21 protein-coding genes are annotated in these 25,978 nt (G+C 34.4%); 1 reads left to right on the forward strand and 20 read right to left on the reverse strand.

The window, feature by feature from the left end; all coding sequences use genetic code 11:
- Positions 1 to 49: 49 nt before the first annotated feature.
- The 16 genes from dnaI to BKP37_RS13175 form a co-directional block, all read right to left on the reverse strand.
- The gene (gene dnaI, locus BKP37_RS13100; RefSeq protein WP_071310060.1) at positions 50 to 982 is read right to left on the reverse strand and encodes a primosomal protein DnaI; all 933 of its coding nucleotides are present in this window, start codon (positions 980 to 982) and stop codon (positions 50 to 52) included.
- Positions 982 to 2,427 carry a replication initiation and membrane attachment family protein gene (locus BKP37_RS13105; protein WP_071310061.1) on the reverse strand — a complete coding sequence of 482 codons (1,446 nt, stop codon included), beginning with the start codon at positions 2,425 to 2,427 and terminating at the stop codon, positions 982 to 984. The genes dnaI and BKP37_RS13105 overlap by 1 nt, the downstream gene beginning before the upstream one ends.
- A gap of 185 nt (positions 2,428 to 2,612) precedes the next feature.
- Positions 2,613 to 3,095 carry a transcriptional regulator NrdR gene (nrdR, locus tag BKP37_RS13110; RefSeq protein WP_071310062.1) on the reverse strand — a complete coding sequence of 161 codons (483 nt, stop codon included), beginning with the start codon at positions 3,093 to 3,095 and terminating at the stop codon, positions 2,613 to 2,615.
- A 255-nt stretch (positions 3,096 to 3,350) separates the two neighbouring features.
- Complete coding sequence (locus BKP37_RS13115) at positions 3,351 to 3,758, reverse strand: hypothetical protein (protein WP_071310063.1); 408 nt, start codon at positions 3,756 to 3,758, stop codon at positions 3,351 to 3,353.
- 211 nt (positions 3,759 to 3,969) lie between these two features.
- Positions 3,970 to 4,602 carry a dephospho-CoA kinase gene (coaE, locus tag BKP37_RS13120; protein WP_071310064.1) on the reverse strand — a complete coding sequence of 211 codons (633 nt, stop codon included), beginning with the start codon at positions 4,600 to 4,602 and terminating at the stop codon, positions 3,970 to 3,972.
- Positions 4,603 to 4,624: 22 nt separating this feature from the next.
- Positions 4,625 to 5,260: a sporulation membrane protein YtaF gene (ytaF, locus tag BKP37_RS13125; RefSeq protein ID WP_071310065.1), complete on the reverse strand. Its 636-nt coding sequence runs from the start codon at positions 5,258 to 5,260 to the stop codon at positions 4,625 to 4,627.
- Positions 5,261 to 5,439: 179 nt separating this feature from the next.
- The gene (mutM, locus tag BKP37_RS13130; RefSeq protein WP_071310066.1) at positions 5,440 to 6,267 is read right to left on the reverse strand and encodes a DNA-formamidopyrimidine glycosylase; all 828 of its coding nucleotides are present in this window, start codon (positions 6,265 to 6,267) and stop codon (positions 5,440 to 5,442) included.
- Positions 6,268 to 6,504: 237 nt separating this feature from the next.
- Positions 6,505 to 9,120, reverse strand: coding sequence for a DNA polymerase I (polA, locus tag BKP37_RS13135; RefSeq protein ID WP_071310267.1), 2,616 nt, complete (start codon positions 9,118 to 9,120; stop codon positions 6,505 to 6,507).
- A gap of 170 nt (positions 9,121 to 9,290) precedes the next feature.
- On the reverse strand, positions 9,291 to 10,220 hold the full coding sequence (gene hflC / locus BKP37_RS13140; RefSeq protein WP_071310067.1) for a protease modulator HflC: 930 nt from the start codon (positions 10,218 to 10,220) through the stop codon (positions 9,291 to 9,293).
- Positions 10,220 to 11,185, reverse strand: a complete 966-nt coding sequence (hflK, locus tag BKP37_RS13145) for an FtsH protease activity modulator HflK (RefSeq protein WP_071310068.1) — start codon at positions 11,183 to 11,185, stop codon at positions 10,220 to 10,222. Before hflK ends, hflC begins: the two co-directional genes overlap by 1 nt.
- An 834-nt stretch (positions 11,186 to 12,019) precedes the next feature.
- Positions 12,020 to 13,792, reverse strand: a complete 1,773-nt coding sequence (gene pnpS / locus BKP37_RS13150) for a two-component system histidine kinase PnpS (RefSeq protein ID WP_071310069.1) — start codon at positions 13,790 to 13,792, stop codon at positions 12,020 to 12,022.
- Complete coding sequence (locus BKP37_RS13155) at positions 13,785 to 14,507, reverse strand: response regulator transcription factor (protein WP_071310070.1); 723 nt, start codon at positions 14,505 to 14,507, stop codon at positions 13,785 to 13,787. Before BKP37_RS13155 ends, pnpS begins: the two co-directional genes overlap by 8 nt.
- 420 nt (positions 14,508 to 14,927) lie before the next feature.
- Positions 14,928 to 15,866 (reverse strand): malate dehydrogenase, encoded by a 939-nt coding sequence (gene mdh / locus BKP37_RS13160; RefSeq protein ID WP_071310071.1) that lies wholly within the window; start codon positions 15,864 to 15,866, stop codon positions 14,928 to 14,930.
- Positions 15,867 to 16,218: 352 nt separating this feature from the next.
- Complete coding sequence (gene icd / locus BKP37_RS13165; RefSeq protein ID WP_071310072.1) at positions 16,219 to 17,490, reverse strand: NADP-dependent isocitrate dehydrogenase; 1,272 nt, start codon at positions 17,488 to 17,490, stop codon at positions 16,219 to 16,221.
- A gap of 164 nt (positions 17,491 to 17,654) precedes the next feature.
- On the reverse strand, positions 17,655 to 18,770 hold the full coding sequence (gene citZ, locus BKP37_RS13170; protein ID WP_071310073.1) for a citrate synthase: 1,116 nt from the start codon (positions 18,768 to 18,770) through the stop codon (positions 17,655 to 17,657).
- A gap of 688 nt (positions 18,771 to 19,458) precedes the next feature.
- Positions 19,459 to 19,932, reverse strand: coding sequence for a DUF441 domain-containing protein (locus BKP37_RS13175; protein WP_071310074.1), 474 nt, complete (start codon positions 19,930 to 19,932; stop codon positions 19,459 to 19,461).
- A gap of 185 nt (positions 19,933 to 20,117) precedes the next feature.
- Here BKP37_RS13175 and ytvI point away from each other — a divergent pair, with 185 nt between their 5' ends.
- On the forward strand, positions 20,118 to 21,227 hold the full coding sequence (gene ytvI, locus BKP37_RS13180; protein WP_071310075.1) for a sporulation integral membrane protein YtvI: 1,110 nt from the start codon (positions 20,118 to 20,120) through the stop codon (positions 21,225 to 21,227).
- Positions 21,228 to 21,365: 138 nt separating this feature from the next.
- Here the strand turns inward: ytvI and BKP37_RS13185 are convergent, their stop codons facing one another.
- The 4 genes from BKP37_RS13185 to accA all read right to left on the reverse strand — a co-directional run bounded on the left by BKP37_RS13185 (position 21,366) and on the right by accA (position 25,968).
- Complete coding sequence (locus BKP37_RS13185) at positions 21,366 to 21,761, reverse strand: FxsA family protein (protein ID WP_071310076.1); 396 nt, start codon at positions 21,759 to 21,761, stop codon at positions 21,366 to 21,368.
- A gap of 196 nt (positions 21,762 to 21,957) precedes the next feature.
- Positions 21,958 to 23,712 (reverse strand): pyruvate kinase, encoded by a 1,755-nt coding sequence (gene pyk / locus BKP37_RS13190; RefSeq protein ID WP_071310077.1) that lies wholly within the window; start codon positions 23,710 to 23,712, stop codon positions 21,958 to 21,960.
- Between the two features lie 118 nt (positions 23,713 to 23,830).
- The gene (gene pfkA / locus BKP37_RS13195) at positions 23,831 to 24,790 is read right to left on the reverse strand and encodes a 6-phosphofructokinase (protein WP_071310078.1); all 960 of its coding nucleotides are present in this window, start codon (positions 24,788 to 24,790) and stop codon (positions 23,831 to 23,833) included.
- Positions 24,791 to 24,990: 200 nt separating this feature from the next.
- The gene (gene accA, locus BKP37_RS13200) at positions 24,991 to 25,968 is read right to left on the reverse strand and encodes an acetyl-CoA carboxylase carboxyl transferase subunit alpha (protein ID WP_071310079.1); all 978 of its coding nucleotides are present in this window, start codon (positions 25,966 to 25,968) and stop codon (positions 24,991 to 24,993) included.
- Positions 25,969 to 25,978: the final 10 nt, after the last annotated feature.

The raw sequence follows: 25,978 nt of genomic DNA on the forward strand, positions 1-25,978 counted from the left end.
TAATCTAGAATCTAAAACTGAGAATTAGTTTATAAGAATAGTTTATTCACTAATAGCCCCTTCTATTTGTTCCTTCTACAGAAACCGGTTCAGCAAAATGCCGGATACGTTCCATAATTCGCTTCGCTTTCAATTGTTCTATTCCACCTTTTTGAGAATACGATAGGTGTTCTTCGAGTTCTTCATAATCATAATTTGACGTGTATAGAGTCGGAAGTTTTTCTAGCATTCTATATTGTAAAATAACACCTAAAATGTCATCTCTTACCCAACTTGACATTGTTTCAGCACCAAGATCATCTAATATCAAAACAGGTATACTTTTTACAATTTCTAATTTTTCATTATAAGACCCGTCATGAATACCACTTTTTAGCTCTCGGAAAAAATCAGGTGTATATACTAACATTGACGAAATATTTCTTTCTGCTAATTCATTTGCAATAGCTCCCATAATGAACGTTTTCCCGACACCGAATTGTCCATGTAGATACAGTCCTTTTCCGTTTTCACCTGGATTTGTTGTTGTTGCAAATTCAACAGCTTTTGCAATTGCCACAAGTCTTGAACGATTATCTTGGTCAAGTTGATCAAAGGTAGCAGATAATATTTCTTTAGGTACATATAAACTTTTAATTAGGGTTTGCTGACGTTTTCGTTCATCTGCGCTTTTCTTCTTAGCACAGACGTTATAACGAATCAAAATTTGCCCACGTTCAGTATACAATTCTGGCTGATAGCCTCCCATCAAATTAGGACATTCTTGCAAACTTGAACAATTTGTGCAATTTTTACGCTCGTTACGAAATTCAAAAAGGCGAGAAACATTACGATCTAATTCATGTTCTGAGAGGGTAGGATTAGATTGGATAAATTCCAAAATTAATTTATCAGATAGAACCTCTTCTTTTAAACGTTGAAATCTATCTAAAATGCTATTAGAGTTTTTCATTTTTTGGAGCGTTTGCTGAATTGATTCCATTAGCTATCCTCCCTATTTCTCTGTAATTTTAATTGTTTTAACTTTGTCTCAAGTTCCTCTTTCATCTTTGAGATATCACTGTCTTCAACTAAGTTTTTCTCTTTTTTCTCTTCGGTTAACCATTTAGGAAGTCGGTCTTTTTTAATATAGCGGTTATTGTTTTGGCGCTTTGTAGTTTGTTTTTCTTTCGTAACAGCTACCTCTTTTACACCTTTTTCCAACTTTCCGCTATTTTTATATTCTTCTTTTGCCAAATCCATTGCTTCTTTTACTGTTTTTATATTTTTTCTAGCCCATTGCCCAGCAATTTTTTCAACATAAGATTTTATTAATTTCATGTTGTTAATCTCAAGTATATAATCTATGAGGACATTAACAACACCAGGCAGAAGCTTGTAATCTAGTATTAATGCTTCAACAATTTTCATATCGGTTAAAGGTACTTTCGCTCCATCAGAAGACTTACTTTCTAAAAGCGTTAATGGTGATACTGTTTCATAATGTAAAATCATTTCTTCTTCTTCTGAGGTAGGAGCTTTTCCTACCATTATCCTAAACTTTTCTGGATGGACTCGTAAACCTAGTGCTGGTGGCTCACTTTCATGCGTAAACCGATACCAATTTTTCACCTTTACTCTTAACTCATCAAGATCAACAGTATCATTCTGTGTTAATGAATCCTGTACGATCTTACTCATTTCTAAAGGGTCAATTCTATACACAAATGCTAAACGAACAATTGTATCCTTTACATTATTATTTAATAATTTTGTTGGATTAATTAAATTCGATAAATGTGCTAATAATAACGAAAAGTCAAAAGCTTCTTCCAAAATAGTATAAGAACTTTCTCCTTCGCCATTAGTGATAATTTCTTTTTCTTCTACCAGTGTTAGTGAAGCTGCTACCTCACCTTGGTGGGATGAGATTTCAGAATGGTGTAATGATGTAAAAACATCACTAAATGAATGAGTAACTTCTTCAAAAGCCTCATTATTTATTTTATCTAATGTAAATCGTTCCCTCAGTTGAAGGTAGCGATACTTCCCAACTCTATTATATAAATAAACACTAAGAACATCGTCTTTAAAAAATTCTAAAGGACTAAACGGCTTTTGTAATTGGTATAAATAAGTAATATCATCATCTTGCTTTTTCTTATAAACATTTAAAAGTCCAATTGCTTCTAACTTTTTTCTTTCCTCATAAATTTTATCTAAAGGAATTCCTAGCATTGTCATCAACGTCTTATGAGTTGTCTCTGTAGATGTGTATTGATCATTTTCAAGTTCACTTAATAATGCAAAGTATATACTATGAGCAACTGCTCCAATTAGCGGTTGATATAAGAGTGTAATAATTTTTTTATCTGCTTCATTAATGAAGCAGTTCATACGAACGACATATCGATCAACGGGTAATAAATGCATCCAATGTAACGTCATTCTCTAATCACCTGTATCTATAAATTTACTTATCTATTTTAACACTTTTTCTCTTAAACTTTAGATAAAAACGATTAATTTTTAAAGCCATTTCGGGAAAAAATGTACAAATCCATCTAAAAAAACCAATGAAGCATGCAGTTACGTTATAAATGACCTTTCATAAAAAAAAAGAGCTAAGATTATTATATCTTAAGCTCGCATTTATTTTTTTCTGCCTTTTGTAGAAGATCTTTTAATTCATCGATAAAAACGTTGATATCTTTGAACTGGCGATAAACAGATGCGAAACGAACGTAGGCTACATCATCAATTTTGGCTAAGTATTCCATAACAATCTCGCCAACATCTTCACTTTTCACTTCAGCTGAACCAGCACTTCTTAGCGATTTCTCTACCTTACCGACAATATCTTCTAGTGTTTGTAAAGGAACAGGCCTTTTCTCACAGGCCCTAATAAGCCCACGTAGAATTTTTTCTTTACTAAACTCTTCCCTGTTACCATCTTTCTTAACAACTATTAGCGGTGTTTCTTCAACAGTTTCAAATGTTGTAAAACGAAAATTACAGATTTCACATTCGCGCCTTCTTCTAATAGAACGCCCTTCATGACTTGGGCGTGAATCTAAAACCCGTGTTCCGTTATGATTACAGGTTGGACATCGCATACCTATCATCTCCAAAATTAGTTAAACGCAAAAAACTCTTATGCGCCGTTTATTTTGTTGTATTAATTGAAACAAGCTCATTGTCCAATTCAATTAAATAAAATCATTGTATTTCGTAGGAGCAATTAAATTTATAGGAACTTGAACAATAAACTTAGCTTTCGTAATAATAAATCTTGTCCTTTTAATCTTATATAAAAATGACAAGAAGTACAAGAAGAAGTTTAGTGTGTAGAAGAACACCTAACCTTGCAGCTATTTCATAAGTTGATCACCTAAACCAGAACCAACATATTCTAATTGTTGATCAACTTTTTGATAAAGTGATTTAATTACTGTTGCACTATATCCAAAGTCCATAGGAAGAACGGTCTCAGTAGTGACTGCAAAATCAATTGCCGTTCTGTTCGGTGCTACCATAACAACTGTAGCAATGACGAATATTCTTTTCTTTCCAATTCCATCAACAATAATCTCTCCACGGTCAACAGAACTTGACTTTACTTTAAAATTAGAATTTTGATCAAATATATTAAGTAATTCGTTAAAAGCCTTATCTTTCATTGTCTTGTAGTATCTTGTTTGTAGATCTTTATCTACATGTTTTTCCTTTGTCTCCGTGTGAGCAGAGATAAACTTATTAATTTTATCTTTAATTCCCATATCCTCACCTCAATTAATTATGTATAGTTAAATTATAATAGAAAATATAGTAAATTGCTATTTAAGATGCAAAATAGAGGTGTAAAATACACCTCTTAGCTTTTTCAAATTATAATGCAGTTACAAATTTGCCAACATTGATCGGTCCCATTCCTCGAGGAACTTGAACATGTTCTGCGGATAAGACTCATCAAGCTCTAAAATTCCCATTTCACTTAGGTATTATGGTGTGAGCAGAGTGCTTATGTGCGGGTAAGCAATTCCACTTAATCAAAATAGTTAATAATTGTTCTTTTGTATCGCTTAGTAATCCATGATTGTGAATTACTTCGTCAGCCCACTTGATCTTTTCTTTTAATGGAAATTGTGCTTTCAGTCTGACTTCTACTTCCTCATCAGAAAACTGATCTCTATTTTGCAACCTCTTCCTTTGTAGGTCCTCATCAACATAAACAAGAATAATTTTATCTACCAAATTAGTTAATTTACTTTCAAATAATAACGGAATATCAAGTACAATTGTTTTATATCCTTTTTCTATTAGTTCCCCTACCTTGTTTTCCATTCGATTTCTTATTAATGGATGGACAATCTCATTTAAAGCTAACCGTTTTTCCTCATCATTAAAAACAATAGCCCCAAGTTTTTTTCTATCTAAAGTACCATCACTGTTTGTAACCTCTATTCCGAAATAGCTCACGATTTTTTCATAAGCCTCTTCTCCAATTTGGACTACTTCTCTTGCTACAATATCAGCATCAATAACTGGTATTCCCTCATCTTTTACCATGTTAGACACTGTACTTTTACCACTGGCAATTCCACCAGTTAAACCAATAATCATAACAACTACTCCTTGTTACAATTCACAATTTCCATATTCCTAGTATAATTAATAATAAACCTGGAACAAATGAAAATTTTTGAATAGTTTTTGAATCTGAAAAAATATAGCCACTTTTCATTCCAAAAGTTACACATAAAGCACTCATAAAAGCTACACTAAGTGCCATAATTATCGGAGAGAAGCCTATTAAGGCAGCTCCTATACCAGCACCAAAGGCGTCTAAGGACAGTGCAATCCCTAACATAAATGCTTCTCTTCCTGTAATTGTTCCTGAATTATCAAAATCGGCAACCATTGGTTTTCTCAAGATTTTGATGACTACTCCTAATAATTTAATTTCAAAATTTAAGATTACGTGATCATCTTTATTTTTTTCATCTCTTTTAGCTGGGCGATAAATTTGATAAAGTGCCCATGCACCTATTATGATTAAAATTAACCCACCAATACTTTCTGCCACGCTAGCAGATAGATATTTTTGAATCCAATTTCCTATTGTCATTGCAATAAGAATTGAAATGGCTGAACATGAAGCAATAAAAAGTAAAGATTTAAAAGGAAGCTTCATTTTTCTTAAACCATATGTTAATCCTACACCAAAGCTATCAAGACTTACGGCCAATGCTAATAAAAGTAAGGAAAGAATTTCTACCATATTTAAAAGCTCCTTCCAACCACTGATACGATAGTATATGGTTAGAGCCCATCCAACGTACTTACTTTTTTAATTTTCAATAATGATGATTCCATGAAACTTAATAAACTATCAAAAAAAAAACAGTTGGGCTTTCTCATTCGGAAAATCTAAATTACTATTCGTTTCTTTGTTTAATATTATTTTTTCTGACATTTAGGACAAAAATGTGTACCTCTACCACCAACGACTGTTTTTTCAATCTCAGTACCACACCTTTTGCAAGGTTCGCCTTTTCTCCCGTAAACAAAAAGAGTTTGTTGAAACATTCCCATTTCACCTTGACCGTTTACATAAGACTTTACTGAACTCCCCCCCATATTGATCGCTTCTTGTAATGTAGCTTTAATTTCTTGGTAGAGCTTTTTCAATTCTTTTTGGGTTAATTCCTTACCAATTCGTTCAGGGTATATTCCTGAACGAAATAAAGCCTCATCCACATAAATATTCCCTAAACCAACTAGTTTTGTTTGATCTAAGAGGGTCACCTTGACCTTTCTATTTGTCCCTTCGAATAGTTCTTTTAACTTCTTTGGGGTAAAAAGGTTATCAAAAGGTTCAATCCCTAATTGGACAAGTGGTAATTGACATTCTTCCTCACCTTTTATAAACAAATGCATCGTTCCAAATTTTCTAACGTCTTGGTAGCGTAGTTCAGTCCCATCAGTAAATGAAAAAATAACATGGGTATGTTTAGTTATTGGTTCTCCCACTTTGTACAGGCCATATCGCCCTTCCATACGTAGATGGGAAACAACAACATAATCATTAAAGATAAGTTTTAAAAACTTTGCTCTTCTTTCTACATTAATAATAGTTTGACCTATTAAAAGATGACGAAACTGAGCTACATCATCTGGACGTTTAATAATTTTTCCCCAATGTACTGTAATATCTTTAATTGTTTTACCGATAACCAATTTTTGTAATGTCCTCTTTACCGTTTCCACTTCAGGTAATTCTGGCATACGATCACCTCCTAAAGATACTCTATACAATATTATTTTTTCCAACCTTAATGAACAGTAAAAAACACTATTTGACGTTAAGTATTATCCTATAGCTTTTAGGAACTATTTACTACGCGGGTGTCCACTTACATTAGATGATCGTCGTAAAAATAACAATTATAACATGCTGTTTCTACTGTTCATGACTGTATAAGGCAACATAACCAGTCAATTTATGAAAAAACATTAATTAGCTTATTTCGCATCATACCACGAATCACCAAATGCATAATCCACCTTTAGTGGTACTTTAAGCTCAATTGTCCCTTCCATCACTTCAGGAACTATTTCTTTTAGTTTTTCCAATTCTTCTTTAGGAGCCTCAAAAATTAATTCATCGTGAACTTGTAATAATAACTTAGATTCCATACCTTCGTTCTCAATTCTTTCAGTTATATCAACCATTGCTTTTTTAATAATGTCAGCAGCAGTTCCTTGAATTGGAGTATTCATTGCTGTTCTTTCAGCAAAACTACGCAAATTAAAATTTCGACTAGTAATTTCAGGTAAAAAACGACGTCGGTGAAGTAACGTTGTCACATAACCGTTTTCCCTTGCTTCTTGTACGATGTTTTCCATATACTCTTTTACTCCTGGGAAGCTATCTAAATAGCGCTCGATGAAATTACCAGCTTCTTTACGAGTAATACCTAAACTCTGAGATAAACCGTAATCACTAATACCATAAACAATACCAAAGTTAACTGCCTTCGCACTTCGTCTCATCAGATCAGTTACTTCTGTTTGATTAACAACATGGAAAACATCCATTGCTGTTTTGGTATGAATATCTAGACCTTTATTAAAGGCTTCGATTAAATTACTATCATTGGCAATGTGGGCTAACACACGTAACTCAATTTGAGAATAATCAGCAGCAAACATAATCCAATTCGGTTTCGATGGCACAAATGCTTTTCGGATTTTCCGACCTTCTTCCAATCTAATTGGTATATTTTGCAAATTAGGCTCTGTAGAACTTAAACGACCTGTTTGTGTTAATGCCTGATTAAACATCGTATGAATTTTATGAGTATCTTTGTGTACAACTTTTAGTAAACCTTCTATATAAGTAGAATTAAGTTTTCCCAATTGTCGGTAGTGAAGAATACTTGGAATGATTTCATGTTTATCTGCCAACTTTTCTAACACATCTGCAGAAGTCGACGCTCCAGTTTTTGTTTTTTTGATCACGGGTAAATTTAGCTTTTCAAACAATACCTCACCTAATTGTTTAGGTGAATTAATATTAAACTGTACGCCTGCTAACCCGTGAATTTCCAGTTCAAGTTTCTTTAACTGTGTATTTAAATCTTTTCCCATATTTTTTAATTGTTCTACGTCAACTTTTACCCCATCCATCTCCATTTTCCCTAAGATAATTGAGAGCGGCATTTCTAATTCATAATAAAGCTCTTTCTGTTGGTTTTTGACTAATTCTTCTACTATTTCTTGTCTTAATGTGTATACTGTATTGGCTTTATTAACGAGGTGTTCAGCTAAAACTTCGATACTTGGAACCGATCGCTTTGCCCCTTTTCCATAAATCGTTTCATCATTAGCCACAATACGTTTTCCTTTTCTATTAGCAATATCAGCGACTTCATGAGATGAGGCAGATGGATCAATGATATAAGATGCTAGGAAAAGATCAAAGTTAATTCCTTCTAGGATTACCCCTTTCCACCCTAATGCTACAACTGCTTTTTTTGCATCAAATATTGCCTTCTTAGCATTTTTATCTTTTGCCCATGTTTTAAAGACATCACTTGATAACGCCAATTCTGTCGGAATAAAATAACGTCCATGTTCATTTACAATTGCAATACCGTGTATGTCCGCTTGATGATAATTTTCATCAAACACTTCAATAACGATAGCAGAATCAGTTCCAAGTATTTCAGCATTTATTTCTTCTACAATTGTAAATTCTAGTTTTTCTATAGTTTCTTCACTTTCAACTTCATCAGTACTAAAACGCTGTAATAAAGATTGAAATTCCAGATCTTTAAATAATGAAACGACTTTCTTTTCTTCATACTCCCTAAAAGTGAGATCCTCAAGAGAAAGATCAACAGGTGCCTCACAAAAAATAGTTGCTAACTCTTTACTCATTAAAGCTTGTTGTTTATTTTCTACCAACTTTTCTTTTAATTTTTTTCCTGAAATTGACTCAATAGACTCAAGAACTTTCTCTACCGAACCAAATTCTTTTAATAACTTAATGGCAGTTTTTTCACCAACTCCCGGTACACCAGGAATATTATCTGAAGGATCTCCCATTAATCCTTTCATATCTATAATTTGTTTAGGTGTAAGACCATATTTTTCTTTCACAACAGCTTCGTCATATGTATCAACATTAGATATTCCTTTTCTCGTCAAAGCAACAGTTACTTTTGGCGAAACAAGTTGTAGTAAATCTTTATCGCCTGAAAAAACCTTTACTTCCCATTCCTTTTCAGAAGCTTTTTTAGCAAGTGTTCCAATAATATCATCAGCTTCATAATTTTCTTTTTCGTAACGCTTAATTTGGAATGCGTCTAATAATTCACGAATTAATGGAAACTGTTCCGAAAGTTCAGAGGGAGTCTTTTGTCTACCACCCTTATATTCCTGAAACGTTTCATGTCTGAATGTTGTTTTTCCAGCATCAAAAGCAACCACTAAATGAGTAGGTTTTTCCTCTTCAATAATTTTTAATAACATGGTTGTGAAGCCATATACAGCATTTGTGTATACACCTTTATCATTATTCAAAAGGGGTAGAGCAAAAAACGCTCGATAAGCAATACTATTTCCATCAATCATCACTAATTTGTTTTTCAAGAAACACACCTCAATATAATCTTTTTATACTTAGTAGTATTTTACCATGATTAACGATCATTCAAAAATAATAGCCAAGCATTTGCTTGGCTAAGTTTAACGCTAATATACTCTATTTATCATTTTAAAGCTAGCCGGAGAAAGGACTTGAGTTATTGAGTATAACCCATTAATATACGTGCGTATGGTGCATCGGCAGGAAGTACAATAACAGTTTGATCATCAATTGTATGTTCATAACTTTGTAGTGTTCGATATAAGTTATAGAACTCAATATCCTTACTAAACGCGTCATTATAAAGTTGGGCAGCCCCAGCTTCCCCTTCACCGATAATTTCATTTGCATCAGCATTAGCTTTAGCTACGATTTCTTTTACCTCACGATCTGTGTTCGCACGAATACGGTTTGCCTCAGCATCCCCTTGTGATAAATAATCTTGTGCAATTGAGTTTCGTTCAGATATCATACGACGATAAACAGCTTGTTCGTTTTCCTCAGGTAAATCTGTACGTTTCATTCTTACATCAGTTACTGAAATACCGTAATTATCTCGTAATAACAATTCATTAACACGATTTAGTACCCTGTCATTAAAGCTTCCACGAGATGACTTCTCATCATTAATAATTTCGTCATAATTTAGCTGACCAAGTTCAGCTCGAATTACAGAGTAAATAAAGTTCATCATAATCGCTTCAGCACGGTCAATTGTTTGAGCGTTTGCGATCATTAGCTGTGGGTTGTCAATTCTCCAAATAGCGTAATTATCTACTAAGATACGCTTTTTATCACGTGTATTAATTTCCGTTGGGTCAACATCCAAAACCATTTGCTTTTTTGTTAATGTTGAAACAGATTGTATAAAAGGAATTTTTACATTTAAACCCGGTTCATCAATAACTTTTACTACTTCACCAAATTGTCTAACAACCTTAAACTCACCTTGTTCAACAATAAACAAATTATTGGAAATAAATGTAATTAATCCTATCAAAACAACCAAAACAATACCAAACTTTGAATATTTCTTCCATTCGTCTGATGGTTTACGCTCACTTAAATCAATTATTTTTTCACTCATTAGTTTCCACTCCCTTCACTTGCTGTTGTAGCAGTGGATGGATTACGCTCTAGTGATCTAATAGGTAAATATTTTACCGTATCACTACTTTCATCCATAATGTAAATTTCTGTGCTTGGTAAAACTCTCTCTAAGGTCTCAATGACAAGACGACTTCTCGTGACCTCTGGGCTAATTAAATACTCATTATAAAGTGCTTCAAACCTTGCTACATCACCACGAGCACGTTCAAGCCTTTCTGTTCTAGTACCTTCTGCCCTAGAGATGATTGCGTCTTGTTCACCTTTTGCTTCATTTATTTTTTGGTTTCTGTATTTATTCGCTTCATTGATTTTAGTCAAGCGTTCTTCACGAGCATCTGTAACTTCCATAAATGCACTACGAACCTCATCGTTTGGAAGTTCAACATCTTGTAATTTTACGTCCATAACAGAAATACCAATATCGTAATTATCAATTAAAGCCACTAAATAATCCCAAACCTGTGCTTCAATTTCTGGACGTTGATCTGTTAGAGCATCATCAATTCTCGAACTCCCAATTATTCCACGAAGCGCCGCGGATGTAGCACTAAATAAAATTTGCTCAGGATCATTTGAATTAAATAAAAACTTTTCTGGATTTGTAATTCGCCATTGAACAACTAAATCAGCTAGGAGAATATTTTCGTCACCAGTAATCATTTTTGCTTCATCTCGATACTCAATTACTTCTCCATCTCTTTCATCATAACCTACAGTAGTTGTGAATGTTCCTCTAGATAAAATTTCAACGCGTTGAATTGGCCATGGAAATTTAAATTTTAGACCTGGCTCTGTAATATGGTCATCTACTTTACCGAATGTAATAAGTGCTGCCTGTTCTGATTCGTCGACTATGTACCAACCTGTTACTAAAAACAAGGCTAGTATAGATATTCCAACTAAGGAAAAGAAGCCAACTATTATTTGCTTCATAGTTACCATTAATTTGCCCCCTCTTTAACTTTTTTGTTTCTATTATCTTATTAATTATACTTACGATTATACTATAATAAAAGTTTCGTAACTTACCAATTTGTTATCTAAATTTTTTCTACAATAATTGACAAATAAGAAAAGCGCAAGCGCCCGCCTATCGGCGACAAACACTGGAAGACCTGCTCGTAGCGGTCAGGTTTTTGACCGAAATCTATGTGCTTCTGCGTCTTCTAGCATAGCTTCGTAGCAAGCTTCCTCGAAGCAAAACTGCATGAGGCTAATCGACGAAGTATCTCAAGCAGTAATTGAAGTCCGTTGCTTGTCTGAAGTGATCGAGCCGATGGCGCCTGGAGCTAGACAGTTTCCAAGTTAGAAGTTTATAAATTCTGATACTGTATGAAAAGCGCAAGCGCCTTGGTCACGAGCAGCTGCTCCTGTGCTACTCCGTTTGCTCAAGAGCAATTGTTTTCCGTGCGGCGAGCAATCGCAGGAGCAATTGTTTTCCGTGCGACGAGTAATCGCAGGAGCAAAGTAGTATGGAGCATATTCAAGAAGTAATCCAAGAAGACATTGAAGTCAGTAACTTGACTGAAGTGACCGAGCTCACAGGCTGCTTGCGCTAGATAGTTTTCAAGTTAGAAATTTATAAATTCTGATTATGTAAAAAAAGGTGGAAAGCTAAGGGGGCTTTCACACCTAACAAAGGGGCTGTTAAACAATTTTGTCGCTATGTAACAATAGCTAAAATTGTTTACGAAACAGTTCACAATTGAAATTATACTTATTTAACGTAAATTAACATTGAATTTAATGTTATTTTTTTGTAAAGAAAGTATATTTTTACCTCTGTTTCTTATTAAAAACAATCGTGAACTGCGACCCTTTTCCTAGTTCACTTTCTAACGTAATTTCACCATGATGAGCTTCAACTAAATGCTTTACAATGGCAAGACCAAGACCTGTTCCACCAGAGTTTCTACTTCTAGCCCTGTCAACTCGATAAAATCGTTCAAATACACGAAGAGTTTCGCTTTTACTGATACCAATTCCAGTATCTTTAACAGAAAAAAGTACCTTTTCTTTGATACCTTCCTTAATACTTATTACAATACTCCCACCTTTTGGTGTATACATGATAGCATTATTAACGAGGTTGATCATTATCTGTTTAATTCTTAGTGGATCTCCTTCAATAGAAGTTAAACCTTCTATTACCTTTGAGATCTGTATTTCCTTTTCCTTTGCTTTACTACTAAGCATTACTATAACATCGTCAGTGAGTAAACTTAAATCAACTTGTTGCCAATTTAGCTGAAATTGACTTTGCTCTATTTTAGAAAGATCAAGTAAATCTTGAATTAAACTTTGAAGTCGTTCACTTTCATCCCATATTATTTTTAAAAAGCGATTTCTTAAAACTTCATCATTAGCAGCTCCATCCAATAATGTTTCTGTAAACCCTTTAACTGAAGTTACTGGTGTTTTTAATTCATGTGATACATTTGCCACAAAATCCTTCCGCATTTGTTCTAGTTTCTTCAATTCAGTAATGTCATGAAAGACTAAAACAACCCCTTTTAAACGTGCTTTGCCACCACTACTAATGATTGGAGCTCCATGAACTTCGAAATGGCGCATTTCTAATTGAATTGGCAAGACAACTTGCTTTCTCTGCCCTTTCTCCGTTAAAAATATTTCTTGTACAATTTTAATAATTTGTTTATGAATAATTACACTATAGTAAACCTTGTTTAACCAAGAGTCTACATCTTCTTGAAAAATTCTTTTACAGGATTTGTTTATAAGACTAATTTCACCCTTATTATTTATCAAGATTAGTCCACTATCCATATTTTCAATTAATGTCTCTAAACGTTCTTGTTGAACCTGGTATGTACGAGTCACTTCATCCAAATTTTGAGCTAGGACGTTAAGGGACTGACTTAATTGACCAGTTTCATCATTTTTTCCGTGAGAAACCCTCACTTTAAAGTTACCATGAGCAAGTTGTTTAGCTACCAAAGTAGCTTCTTCTATCGGTTTAACCATTTCATTTGTAATTCTCGAACTAAGTAAAACAATAACTAAAAAAGCAATAGTAAAACTAACTAGTAATAAACCCCATATTTTCTTATGGACTTCATCTAGGACATGTATTGAGATCCCTAAGCGAACGTAACCAATTATTTGTTCACCTTCAATAAGAGGAACAGCATAATAAAGTAAATCGGCACCAACCGTACTACTATAGCGAATTGCTTGTCCTTCCCCTAATTCCCTAACATCCTTGATTTCCGGTCTATAATAATGATTTTCCATCATACCTGGGTCAGTATCAGTTTCCGCAATAACCTCTCCATCATCAGAAATGATGGTTACTCTAGCAGCTAACTGTTCTCCCATATCCTTCACAATTGTATGAAGGTCACGATGACCTAATCCCGTTTCTAATATACTTATTGCTACTATTTTCGCTTCTTTTGAAACCCTCTCACTCAATTGATTAAAATAAAATTCTTTAATTAATTGACCTAGAAAAAAACCTAAACCAACTAATACTATAAATATTGCTATAAGTAATGATAGAGTTAACCTCAATCTATATTTATGCATTAAATTGCGGCTCCTCAAGCTTATAGCCTAGACCTCTAATCGTTTTAATATAGATAGGTTTTTTTGTATTTGGCTCAATTTTTTCCCTTAAGTGACTAATGTGAACATCAACAATCCGTGTATCTCCAACAAATTCATAATTCCAAACAGCATTAAGCAGTTGATCTCTTGTTAAGACTCGCCCCTTGTTGTTAGAAAGGTACAATAATAACTCAAATTCCTTTGGTGTTAATTCAAGCTGATTCCCTCGATAATATACTTCGTAATTCTCAGGAAAGATTTCTACTTCTCCAATTTTTAATAAATCCTTTTTTATAGTGTCTTCTTTTGGTTTTTCATCCTGATTTTGGCTTACACGTCGAAGGATAGCTCGTACACGTGCAACAACCTCTCTTGGACTAAAAGGCTTTGTCATATAATCATCTGCACCAAGCTCTAAGCCTAACACCTTATCAAATTCATCATCCTTCGCGGTTAGCATTAAAATTGGTGTACTAACTTTATTTTGCCTTAACTGCTTACAAACTTCCAACCCATCCATTTCTGGAATCATCAGATCTAATATGATTAAGTCAAAATTAAATTCACTCGCTTTTTTAAAAGCTGTACTTCCATCCATTGCTGTTTCAATTTCATACCCAGCTTGTTCTAAATTAAATTGCAGCAAAGTAACGATTGAATCTTCATCATCAACAACTAATAGTCTTTGACCCATTTTATATACTTCCTCCTGATAATCGCTATGGCCCCCACCATAATCGTTGTTTTGTAACTGTTTCGAAAGTTAATACTTAACCCCAAAGTCATAATTGAAACTTGTTTTTTCTATTATACATAATATAGTGATCAAATTGTACGAAATAAATTTACGGATTATTTAAAATAGAAAAATCCGGATGGTGGAATAACCGGATTTTCTAATATTTATTCTGTAAAAAGCTATATTACACAACGTATTTTCAAGAAAAGCGCAAGCGCCTTGGTCACGAGCAGCTGCTCCTGTGCCACTCCGATTGCGACGAGTAACCGCAGGAGCAATTGTTTTTCGTGCGACGAGTAACCGCAGGAGCAAAGCTGCATAATCATGTAGTTATTGAAGTCAGTAGCTTGACTGAAGTGACCAACTGTTTTTCGATTATTCCAATGCGTTCATAACGTTTTTTACGGATTGAACTGATTTTTTTAAGGCATTTTTTTCTTCATTAGTTAATTCTAATTCAAACACTTTTTCAATACCGTCTCCACCTATTTTTGTAGGTACTCCTAAATAGAGACCTTGATATCCGTATTCACCTTCCAAATAAGCAATTGCTGGAATAATTCTTTTCTTATCTTTTATTATAGCTTCTACCATTTGAACAACAGATGCAGCTGGTGCATAATAAGCACTACCATTACCTAATAGATTTACTATCTCTCCACCACCTTTTCGAGTGCGTTCTACAATCTGATTCAAGCGTTCACTATTAATTAGTTTCTCCAAAGGAATACCACCTGCATACGAATAGCGGACTAGAGGGACCATGTCATCACCATGTCCTCCTAAAACAAAACCACTGATGTCTTCTACTGATACTTTTAGTTCTTGGGCAACAAATGTGCGAAATCGTGCTGTATCTAAAACTCCCGACTGCCCCATTACACGATTTTTCGGAAATCCAGATTCTTTAAAAACAGTGTATGTCATAGCATCAACTGGGTTAGTAAGAACAATTATATAACAATTAGGTGAATATTTTACAACTTCCTTAGTAACCGCCTTCATTATTTTTGCATTTGTATTAACTAAATCATCTCGACTCATACCAGGCTTTCTAGCAATTCCAGCAGTAATTACTACAATATCAGAATGAGCAGTATCTTTATAATTTGAAGTACCAACAATATTCGCATCAAAGCCTTGTACAGGACTTGCTTCTAACATATCTAACGCTTTTCCTTTAGTTGGATTTTCAATTTGTGGGATATCCAATAATACAACATCACCCAATTCCTTTTGAGCTACCATTAAAGCAGTTGTCGCCCCTGTGAATCCGCCACCAATAATAGAGATCTTCCGTCTTTTAATTGCCATCCACTTCTCACTCCTATCCTTTTAGTTTAAGCATCCACATTAATAAATATGGCCCGAATGTTGCTGTGAGAACTAATGTTACTTATTATTGAAAGAAATAATCTACTTTTGATAGTAATAATTTTAAAATCAGGAAATGCATACTCGATGAGTAAATTTCATAAATGCCTTTACTAGTGACATCAGTTACTGAAGCATCTATTACACATACTTGAGGCAATTTTTTTTATGTAAAAAAAGTTGACTCAAAACGAGCGTGTATCTACATTTGTAAAGAGACATTTATATATGTCTCTTTACCTTCGGAGTACACTTACTCTATATGAGTCAACTTAACTAAACGATAGTTGTATTACTTCATGTTACTAATTAATGCATTAGCAAATTCTGAGCATTTTACTTCTGTCGCTCCGTCCATCAATCGAGCAAAATCATAAGTAACTACTTTTTCACCGATTGTCTTATCCATTGAAGCCATAATTAAGTCTGCTGCCTCATTCCAACCTAAGTGACGAAGCATTAACTCCCCTGAAAGTAAAACAGAAGAAGGATTTACTTTATCTAATCCTGCATATTTAGGAGCTGTCCCGTGAGTAGCTTCAAAGATTGCATGTCCTGTTTCATAGTTAATGTTAGCACCAGGAGCAATACCAATTCCACCAACTTGAGCTGCTAACGCATCAGAAATATAATCACCATTTAGATTCATCGTTGCAACTACATCAAAATCTTTAGGACGAGTTAAGATTTGTTGTAGGAAAATATCTGCAATTGTATCTTTAATAATTATTTTTCCAGCTGCCTCAGCTTCGGCTTGTGCTTTGTTCGCTGCTTCTTGTCCTTCTTTTTCAACTAGTTTATCATATTGAGCCCAAGTAAACACCTTATCAGCATATTCTTTCTCGGCTAACTCATAACCCCAATTTTTGAAGGCTCCTTCTGTAAATTTCATAATATTTCCTTTATGAACAAGCGTTACACTCTTACGACCTTCTTTAATTGCATACTCAATTGCTGCACGGACTAAGCGAGCAGTCCCTTCTTCAGAAACTGGCTTAATCCCAATACCTGAAGTTTCCGGAAAGCGGATTTTAGAAACACCCATTTCTTCACGTAAGAATTTAATAACTTTTTGCACTTCCTCAGAACCAGCTTGCCACTCAATACCAGCGTAAATATCTTCTGAGTTTTCGCGGAAAATCGCCATATTCGTATCTTCCGGTCTTTTAACCGGGGAAGGAACTCCGTTAAAATATCTTACTGGTCTAAGGCAAGTGTATAAATCCAGCTCTTGTCGAAGCGCTACATTTAATGAACGAATACCACCACCAATTGGAGTTGTTAATGGTCCTTTAATAGCAATTATATATTCTCTAACCGCTTCTAACGTTTCTTCCGGAAGCCAATTTCCAGTTTGTTCATATGCTTTTTCACCAGCTAAGATTTCTTTCCAAACAATATTTTTTTCACCATTATATGCTTTTTCAACAGCAGCATCTAATACACGAGAAGCTGCAGCCCAAATATCTGGGCCAATGCCGTCACCTTCAATGTATGGAATTACCGGATTGTTAGGTACGTTCAAAACGCCACCTTGAACAGTAATTTTTTCACCTTTACTCATTATGAATTCCTCCTAAAAGTCTATTTTACTGGGATATGTAATGGGAGTATGAAAAGCAACTTAATCAGCAATCAAGAGTTTCTCAATTAATAATCCTACTGAATTATTTTGCTTTTCATTACTAATCACAAATTTTCTATTATCGTACTCCCTAACACAACAAATTAACGTTGAGAAATTGGAATATATTCTTGTTTTTCTGGACCAACGTATTCAGCGCGCGGTCTAATTAAGCGATTGTTACTATATTGCTCTAATATATGTGCAATCCATCCTGACATCCTACTTATAGCAAAGATCGGAGTAAACAGATCATGTTTAATTCCTAAGCTATGATAAACACTTGCAGAATAGAAATCAACATTTGGTAATAAGCCTTTTTCACTTGTTACAATTTCGTTAATTTTCACTGACATTTCATACCACTTTGGTTCTCCAGTGATCGTTGTTAATTGTTTTGACATTTCTTTCAAGTGTTTTGCTCTCGGGTCCCCATCTTTGTATACTCTATGACCAAACCCCATAATTTTAACCTTATTGCTCAAAGCATTCATAATATAAGGTTCAACGTTATTTACCTCACCTATCTCCATAAGCATAGCCATTACTCTTTCATTTGCCCCACCATGAAGTGGTCCTTTCAGTGCGCCGATGGCTGCTGTTACTCCTGAGTATATATCAGATAAAGTCGCTACGCATACACGTGCAGTAAAAGTCGATGCATTTAATTCGTGGTCAGCATGTAAAACTAACGCCTTATTGAATGCATTTACAGAGATTTCATCAGGTTCTTCACCTTTTAGCATATATAAAAAGTTTGCAGCAAAGCTTAAGTCTTTACGCGGCGCTACAGGTTCTTTACCTTCACGAATGCGGGAAAACGCTGTCACGACCGTTTGTACTTGAGCTTGAAGCTTTAGAGCTTTTCGTCTATTCGCTGCTTCTGACAAGTCATCAGCTTCGGTGTCATATAACCCCAAAATTGATATTGCAGTACGTAAAGCAGCCATTGGATGAATTTTATCAAGTGGGTACATCTTCATTTGTTCAATCACACCTTGCGGCACTTCAGCATAGCTAGCTAATTCTTCAGTAAGCTGCTTTAATTCTTGTTCCTTAGGAAGACGTCCATTCCATAATAAGAATACTACTTCCTCAAAACTGGCATAGTGTGCTAAATCGTCGATATTGAATCCATGATAGGTTAAAACTCCGTCAATAATCGAACTTACACTTGACGTTGTTGCAACAACACCTTCTAGACCACGAGTTGCGCTCATTCTTCAACCTCTCCTTTACAATAGATTGTTTCTTCATACTTTTTCATGCATAGAAATGAAGGAGGCCTTTCAAAAAGTCGTTTGCCAGTTTTATTTTGACGTTTTTATCTACTAAGCTATTATTGATTAGGAAAATGATTAAAAATAAGACACTTTTTTTAAAATGACATTGTTAATAAAAACGTCAGAAAATTAAGACGATTCCTGTTGACTTTTTGAAATTAGTCTTTTTTATACTTTAAGGAAGGATTATCTTGCTACTACAAAGATTAAAGTATAAGAAAAACTAAGGCATATACTTGTGAACTTGCCCAGAAGCCCTGTTTCTAGAAGAAAAATGTTTTTAAAAAAAATCCCAACCAAATTTAATTATAAACATTTTCCACAGATTTGTGAACGTTTATTTAAAAATAAATTCCGACTATTTAAATTGTTACAAAAATTAGAAACGCACAAGGACCTTGTTCACCGACCATAAAAAGCTTGTAATGAAGTCTAATGAAATGGTCGAGATCAGCTTTTGGTCTCAACTTTTCTTATATAATCAGAATTTATAAATTTATAACTTGGAAACTGTCTAGCTTCAGCGCCTACGAGGGGTGAAAAGCTTTTTAGTCGATGAGACGCTAGAGTTAGAAAATTTTCCAACCTCAGAAGTCTATACGTTTATATTTTATCAAAAGTTATTTTATGACCCTAATCTACTAATTAATTCAACAATTTTCATCGCCATATAAGCAATTCCAGCTCCAATCAATGGACCTACAGCTACACCATTAAAAAGTGCGACTGCTAGTATTGTTCCAAATACAAGTGCTGCAGTTATATGGGGATCAGTTTTTAATAACTCTACACCATTAGCTGCAATCACAGCAACAAAAATCCCAGCACCAAGTGCTATCCAAGCATAAGTTGATTTCATTGCTTCATTCAATTCCTTAAATCCTATTTGTCCGGTGACAATAGGAACAAGTACAGCTATTGTTATTATCGTAACGCCTATATGTATTCCTTTTTCCTGTAATATTGGAAAGGCTTTTTCACCTAATCCTATCCACTTGATAGCTAATAAAGCTATTACTGCAATTATTAATGACTGATTTTTAGCAATTAGTCCTACGAAAAGCAAAATAAACATAAAAACAGTTGCCTGTGATATCAATAACGTTGCATCCTTCCTTGGTGAGCATATCCATAGATAATCTTATCATACAAAATAAATTTGAGCCAACTCTCAAGATTTTAATATTAATTAGTCTCATAAAACATTGTCCATTTACTTCTAAAAAATGAAGCAAGCCATATGTATGTTAGTAATATGAAGTCCGTCAGAAAGGAAGAGGATAGATGAACTCCAACTATATTCAAATCCTATTAAGGTTTCTTGTAGTTATTTCCGTTATAATTATCGGAGTACTATCAAGCTATTTTGCTTTTAGAACCGCCTATCCTTTCATTATAGGACTCACCATTGCTTTTTTGATAAATCCTTTTGTAAACTTTTTCCAAGAAAAGTTTAGAGTTGCTAGATGGCTATCGGTTTCTCTTGTATTATTTATCATTATTGGTATCTTTATTGGTGCCATAACGATATTAATTTCCGAAATTATCATGGGGACTAATTATTTATCACAATCAGTTCCTTTCCATTTTCAAAAATTAATTTTTGAATTAAAAGAGCTGTTCACAGAAAAAGTAATCCCGATCTACGACCAGGTAACAACAATATTTTATTCTTTAGATCATGAAAATCAAGCAACAGTCTTAACATATATTGAAACAGTAGCAACTCAAATTACCAATGCAACTTCAACATCTATTCACTCAATTTTAAGTGGTATTTCTGAATTTTTACTAGGTTTACCTAATTTAGCTACTGTTATTATTTTTTCTTTATTAGCAACATTCTTCATTAGCAAAGACTGGTATAGATTGGTTTTTCTCTATCGGAAGTGGACACCTAACATCATTGTATCTAGAACTAAAGATGTTATGAATAGCCTTAAAAAGGCATTTATTGGATACCTTTTTGCTCAGCTAACACTCATTTCTATTACTTGTTTTATTGTTTTAGTTGGCCTAATACTTCTAAAAGTAGACTACCCCATTACCATTGCATTTATCATTGCTATTATAGATTTACTGCCCTATATAGGTACCGGTTTAATATTTATACCATGGATATTCTATACGCTCTTTTCTGATCAACTTTCTCTTACAATTGGGCTTTCCATTTTATATAGTATCGTTGTAATTCAAAGACAATTAACGGAGCCTAAAGTTTTGTCTTCGAATATTGGTGTTGATCCATTAGCAACGTTACTGTCTTTGTTTGTTGGTTATAAACTGTTTGGTTTTTTAGGATTAATTATTGGTCCTGTCCTCTTAGTCTTTATTCAAGCATTACAAAAAGCTAATGTTTTTCGAGATTTAAAGCGGTATATATTTAAAGTTTAGTTTAAAAGAGGCTGTTCTAATAGGTCTCTTCACAATAACTACGTAAGAAATTGCATAGGTACACTTTCTACATGGTAAATGAGTTGAAACTTTTATAAACAACCTTTTTGGCTTAAAAAGATTTAAAACCTATCATTCTTATCGCCTATTAATAAAAACAATTGAGCCATTTTTAATCATGCTATTGAATATTTTCTGAAAAAACGCTCTAGCTATTGCTCTAGTTTGGGGTATTAATAGAAAAAAACCTAAAGCATCCGTTATGAAACCAGGTGTTAATAAAACTACACCTCCAACTAAAATGCATAATCCATCTAATAAAACGCCACTAGGTATTTGCCCTTGTTGTAATTGAAGTTGGGCTAAGCGAATGGTTTGTAGCCCTTCTTTTTTTGCTAACCACGCACCTAATACTCCTGTAAATATAACTAGTAATAGTGTCCAAGGAATGCCAATTGTATTACCCGAAAGAACAAGTACGGCAATTTCCAATGTTGGAATAATAATTAAAAGTAAGATAAGGATTTTCAACATTTCTTAAGTACTCCTTTATTAACAATAATATTGAGTTAACTATGTTCCCCTATTATATTCTATATTACTACGCGAGTGAAGTATTGAACAAAGTTAACTCGAATTAAGTTGTTCACCTTAAGAGCTTCTTTAAATTAAATAAAAAAGGCACCCCAAGAGTTAAACTATCGGGATACCCTCTTTTATTTCATCTTAATTATAAAATACTTGTATGACCTTTATAAATATGGCCACGAGTTGCATCTACAGTAATTTCATCACCATCTTCAAATTGATCCGTAGCTTGAGGTACTCCAACAATAACTGGGATTCCAAGATTTAATCCAACTACTGCAGCATGACTTGTTAAGCCACCTTCTTCAGTAATTACAGCAGCTGCCTTTTCAAATGCTTCCATTAAATCTTTATCTGTACCTACAGTTACAAGGATAGCTCCCTCTTGCATCTTAGCATTAGCATCTGCAGCTGTTTTTGCCACTACTACTTTCCCCGTTGCTGTTTTACGTCCAATCCCTTGTCCTTTAGCTACTACTTCACCTATAACATGAACTTTCATTAAATTTGTAGTTCCAGCTTCACCAACAGGAACGCCTGCAGTAATTACAATTAAGTCACCATGGTCAATAAACTCTGTTTTTACCGCTTCTGAAACAGCTATTTCTAGCATTTCATCTGTAGTACTAGCTTTTGTTCCAAGTTGAGGAAGAACTCCCCAAACAAGCGCTAATTTACGACACACATCTTCTGAATGGGTTACTGCAAGAAGCGGTGATTTAGGACGGTATCTAGAAATCATTCTTGCTGTATGTCCACTTTCAGTAGCTGTTACAACTGCAGCAGCTTCTAAGTTTAAAGCTGTATGTGCAACAGATTGACTAATTGCATCAGTAACAGTTCTTTGACTTTCTTTACCTTTGGACTTTAATAATTCTTCATAATTCAATGCTGATTCAGTACGTAAAGCAATATTATTCATTGTTTGTACAGACTCTACAGGATAATCACCAGCTGCAGTCTCACCAGAAAGCATGATAGCATCTGTTCCGTCAAAGATTGCGTTCGCAACGTCACTAGCTTCTGCGCGTGTCGGACGAGGATTACGTTGCATAGAGTCAAGCATTTGTGTAGCTGTTATAACAGGTTTACCTAAGAAGTTACACTTTTTAATTAATTCCTTTTGTACAAGAGGTACTTCTTCCGCTGGAATTTCTACACCTAAATCTCCACGTGCAACCATCAATCCATCCGAAATTTCAAGAATTTCATCAATGTTATCCACACCTTCTTGATTCTCGATTTTTGGAATGATATGAATGTGTCCTGCGTCATGTTTTTCAAGTAATTCACGAATTTCTAACACATCTGAAGCACGACGTACAAATGATGCTGCAATGAAATCTACACCTTGTTCAATACCAAAAATAATGTCATTAGCATCTTTATCAGTAATCCCTGGAAGTTTCACGCTTACATTCGGTACGTTAACACCCTTTTTATTTTTAATAACTCCACTATTTAGAATTTTCGTTTTAAGCTCTTTCTTCCCAATTTCGATAACTTCTAATTCAATTAGACCATCATCCAATAAAATTTTAGATCCTATTTGAACATCATCAACTAGACCTGGGTATGTAATGGAAAACTTCTCAGCAGTACCCATTACTTCTTCCATTGATACAATTACTTCTTCACCGACTTTTAATTCTGCCACTCCATTTTCGAAGTTATTTGTACGAATTTCAGGACCTTTTGTATCTAATAAGATAGCAACATATTTCCCAGCTTTAGCAGCTGCTTCCCTAATGTTTTTAATTCTTTGCCCGTGCTCTTCAAAATCACCATGTGAGAAATTTAACCTTGCAACGTTCATACCTGCTTCAATTAATTGAGTTAATTTCTCTAAACTTTCACTTGCCGGACCAATAGTACATACTATTTTCGTTTTTCTCATGATTAATACTCCTCCTAATAATAAATGTCAATTAATTATGTCTCTTTTTTTCTATTTTGCCATACTATTCCTATTGATTAGAGGGATAAAGTATGGCATAATTACTGCATGTTACAAATTAAATGGATAATTCCTTTGATAATTGGTATAGATCTTGATCAAGAGTATGTTTCTTAGCTAGTGCCTCATCAATGTCATGGAAAACAAGTTCATTTTTTTCGATACCAACCATTTTACCCGCATAACCTTCTAGTAATAATTCAACAGCTTTTGCACCGAGACGGCTAGCCAATACTCTGTCAAAAGCAGTAGGAGTACCACCACGTTGGATATGACCTAAAACAGTTACCCTTGTTTCTAAGCTTGTTTCTTCTTGGATAACTCGTCCAATATCGATACCACTTCCTACACCTTCAGCCACAACAATAATGCTATGCTTTTTACCACGAGCATGTCCTCTTTCTAAGCGTGCAACGATATCCTTCATGTCATAATTTTCTTCAGGAATTAAAATTGTTTCTGCGCCATCAGCAAGACCTGACCATAAAGCAAGATCTCCTGCATCACGACCCATTACTTCAATTACGTATGTACGCTCGTGAGAAGTTGCAGTATCACGAATTTTATCAATTGCCTCGATAATCGTATTTAGAGCTGTGTCGAAACCAATCGTAAAATCTGTACCAGGTATATCGTTATCAATTGTACCAGGAACTCCAATACAAGGGAAGCCATGTTCAGTAAGTTTTTTTGCACCTTGGAAAGAACCATCTCCTCCAATAACAACTAAAGCTTCAATACCAAACTTATTTAATTGCTCAATACCCTTTTTCTGCCCTTCTAAGGTTTTAAATTCTTCACAACGTGCAGTGTAAAGCATTGTTCCACCACGATGGATAATATCACCTACAGAGCCAATTTCAAGTTTCTCAATATTTCCTGAAATAAGACCTGCATACCCATTATAAACACCATAAACCTCTAAATTTTGGTAAATAGCCTTTCGAACAACTGCTCTAATCGCAGCATTCATTCCTGGGGAATCCCCACCACTTGTTAAAACTCCTATACGTTTCATTCCAATTCACCTCATAATTAAATAATAAGTAGTTTTAAATTTAGTTAATATACTAAATGTATTAAAATGTTGATTTGATTCAAACAACTTTAATACTAGTATTTTCATTACGTGTCTAAAATAACACTTCTTTTTCATAATGACAATAGACATCCATCGACAAATAAAAATGCCTTCTCTAAAAAGAGAAAGCAAATTCCTTATTTAATCGCAATGGCATCGTTTACAACGTCAATCTCACCGATTTTATTAAATTTTTCGTAACGTTGTTCAACGAGATCTACCTCGGAATATTTTACCAATTCAGAGAGGGATTTTTTGATTACTTCTTCAATTTTACTCGCCTGTTCTTTCACGTCCCTATGAGCTCCCCCTCTAACTTCAGGAATGATTTCATCAATTATGTTCAATTCCTTTAAATCAGGTGCTGTAATTCGCATTGTTTCAGCAGCTCTTTGAGCAAGAGATGCATCTTTCCATAAAAGTGCAGCAGCTCCCTCTGGTGAAATAACAGAATATGTCGAATTTTCTAGCATATGAAGATGGTTACCTACACCTAAGGCTAACGCCCCTCCACTTCCACCTTCTCCAATAACAATACAAATAATCGGAACAGTTATACCCGCCATTTCAAGAAGGTTTCTAGCGATGGCTTCACTTTGCCCTCTTTCTTCTGCAGCTTTACCTGGATAGGCTCCCTTTGTATCAATAAAACAAATAATTGGTCTTTTAAACTTCTCTGCTTGTTTCATAAGTCTTAAGGCTTTTCGATAGCCTTCAGGGTGCGGCATCCCAAAATTACGGCGTAGATTTTCTTTTGTATCTTTCCCGCGCTGATGACCGATGACCGTTATCGGAATTCCGTTAAATTTAGCGATTCCAGCAACAATAGCCTCATCATCACCATACAAACGATCACCATGCAATTCAATAAAATCTGTAAACATATAAGATATATAGTCCATTGTGGTTGGGCGATCACTGTGACGAGCAATTTGAACACGATCCCATGGTTTCATGTTGCCATATATTTCATTTTCAAGCTGAAGTAGTCTTTCTTCTAATTTAACAATTTCTCCTGTTAAATCTATACCTTTATCTTCAGTAAATTTTTTTAACTCTTCGATTTTTGTTTTTAATTCAATAATCGGTTTTTCAAAATGTAGTTCATTGGCCATATTATCTACA

The organism is Anaerobacillus alkalilacustris, from assembly GCF_001866005.1.
Classification (GTDB): domain Bacteria; phylum Bacillota; class Bacilli; order Bacillales; family Anaerobacillaceae; genus Anaerobacillus; species Anaerobacillus alkalilacustris.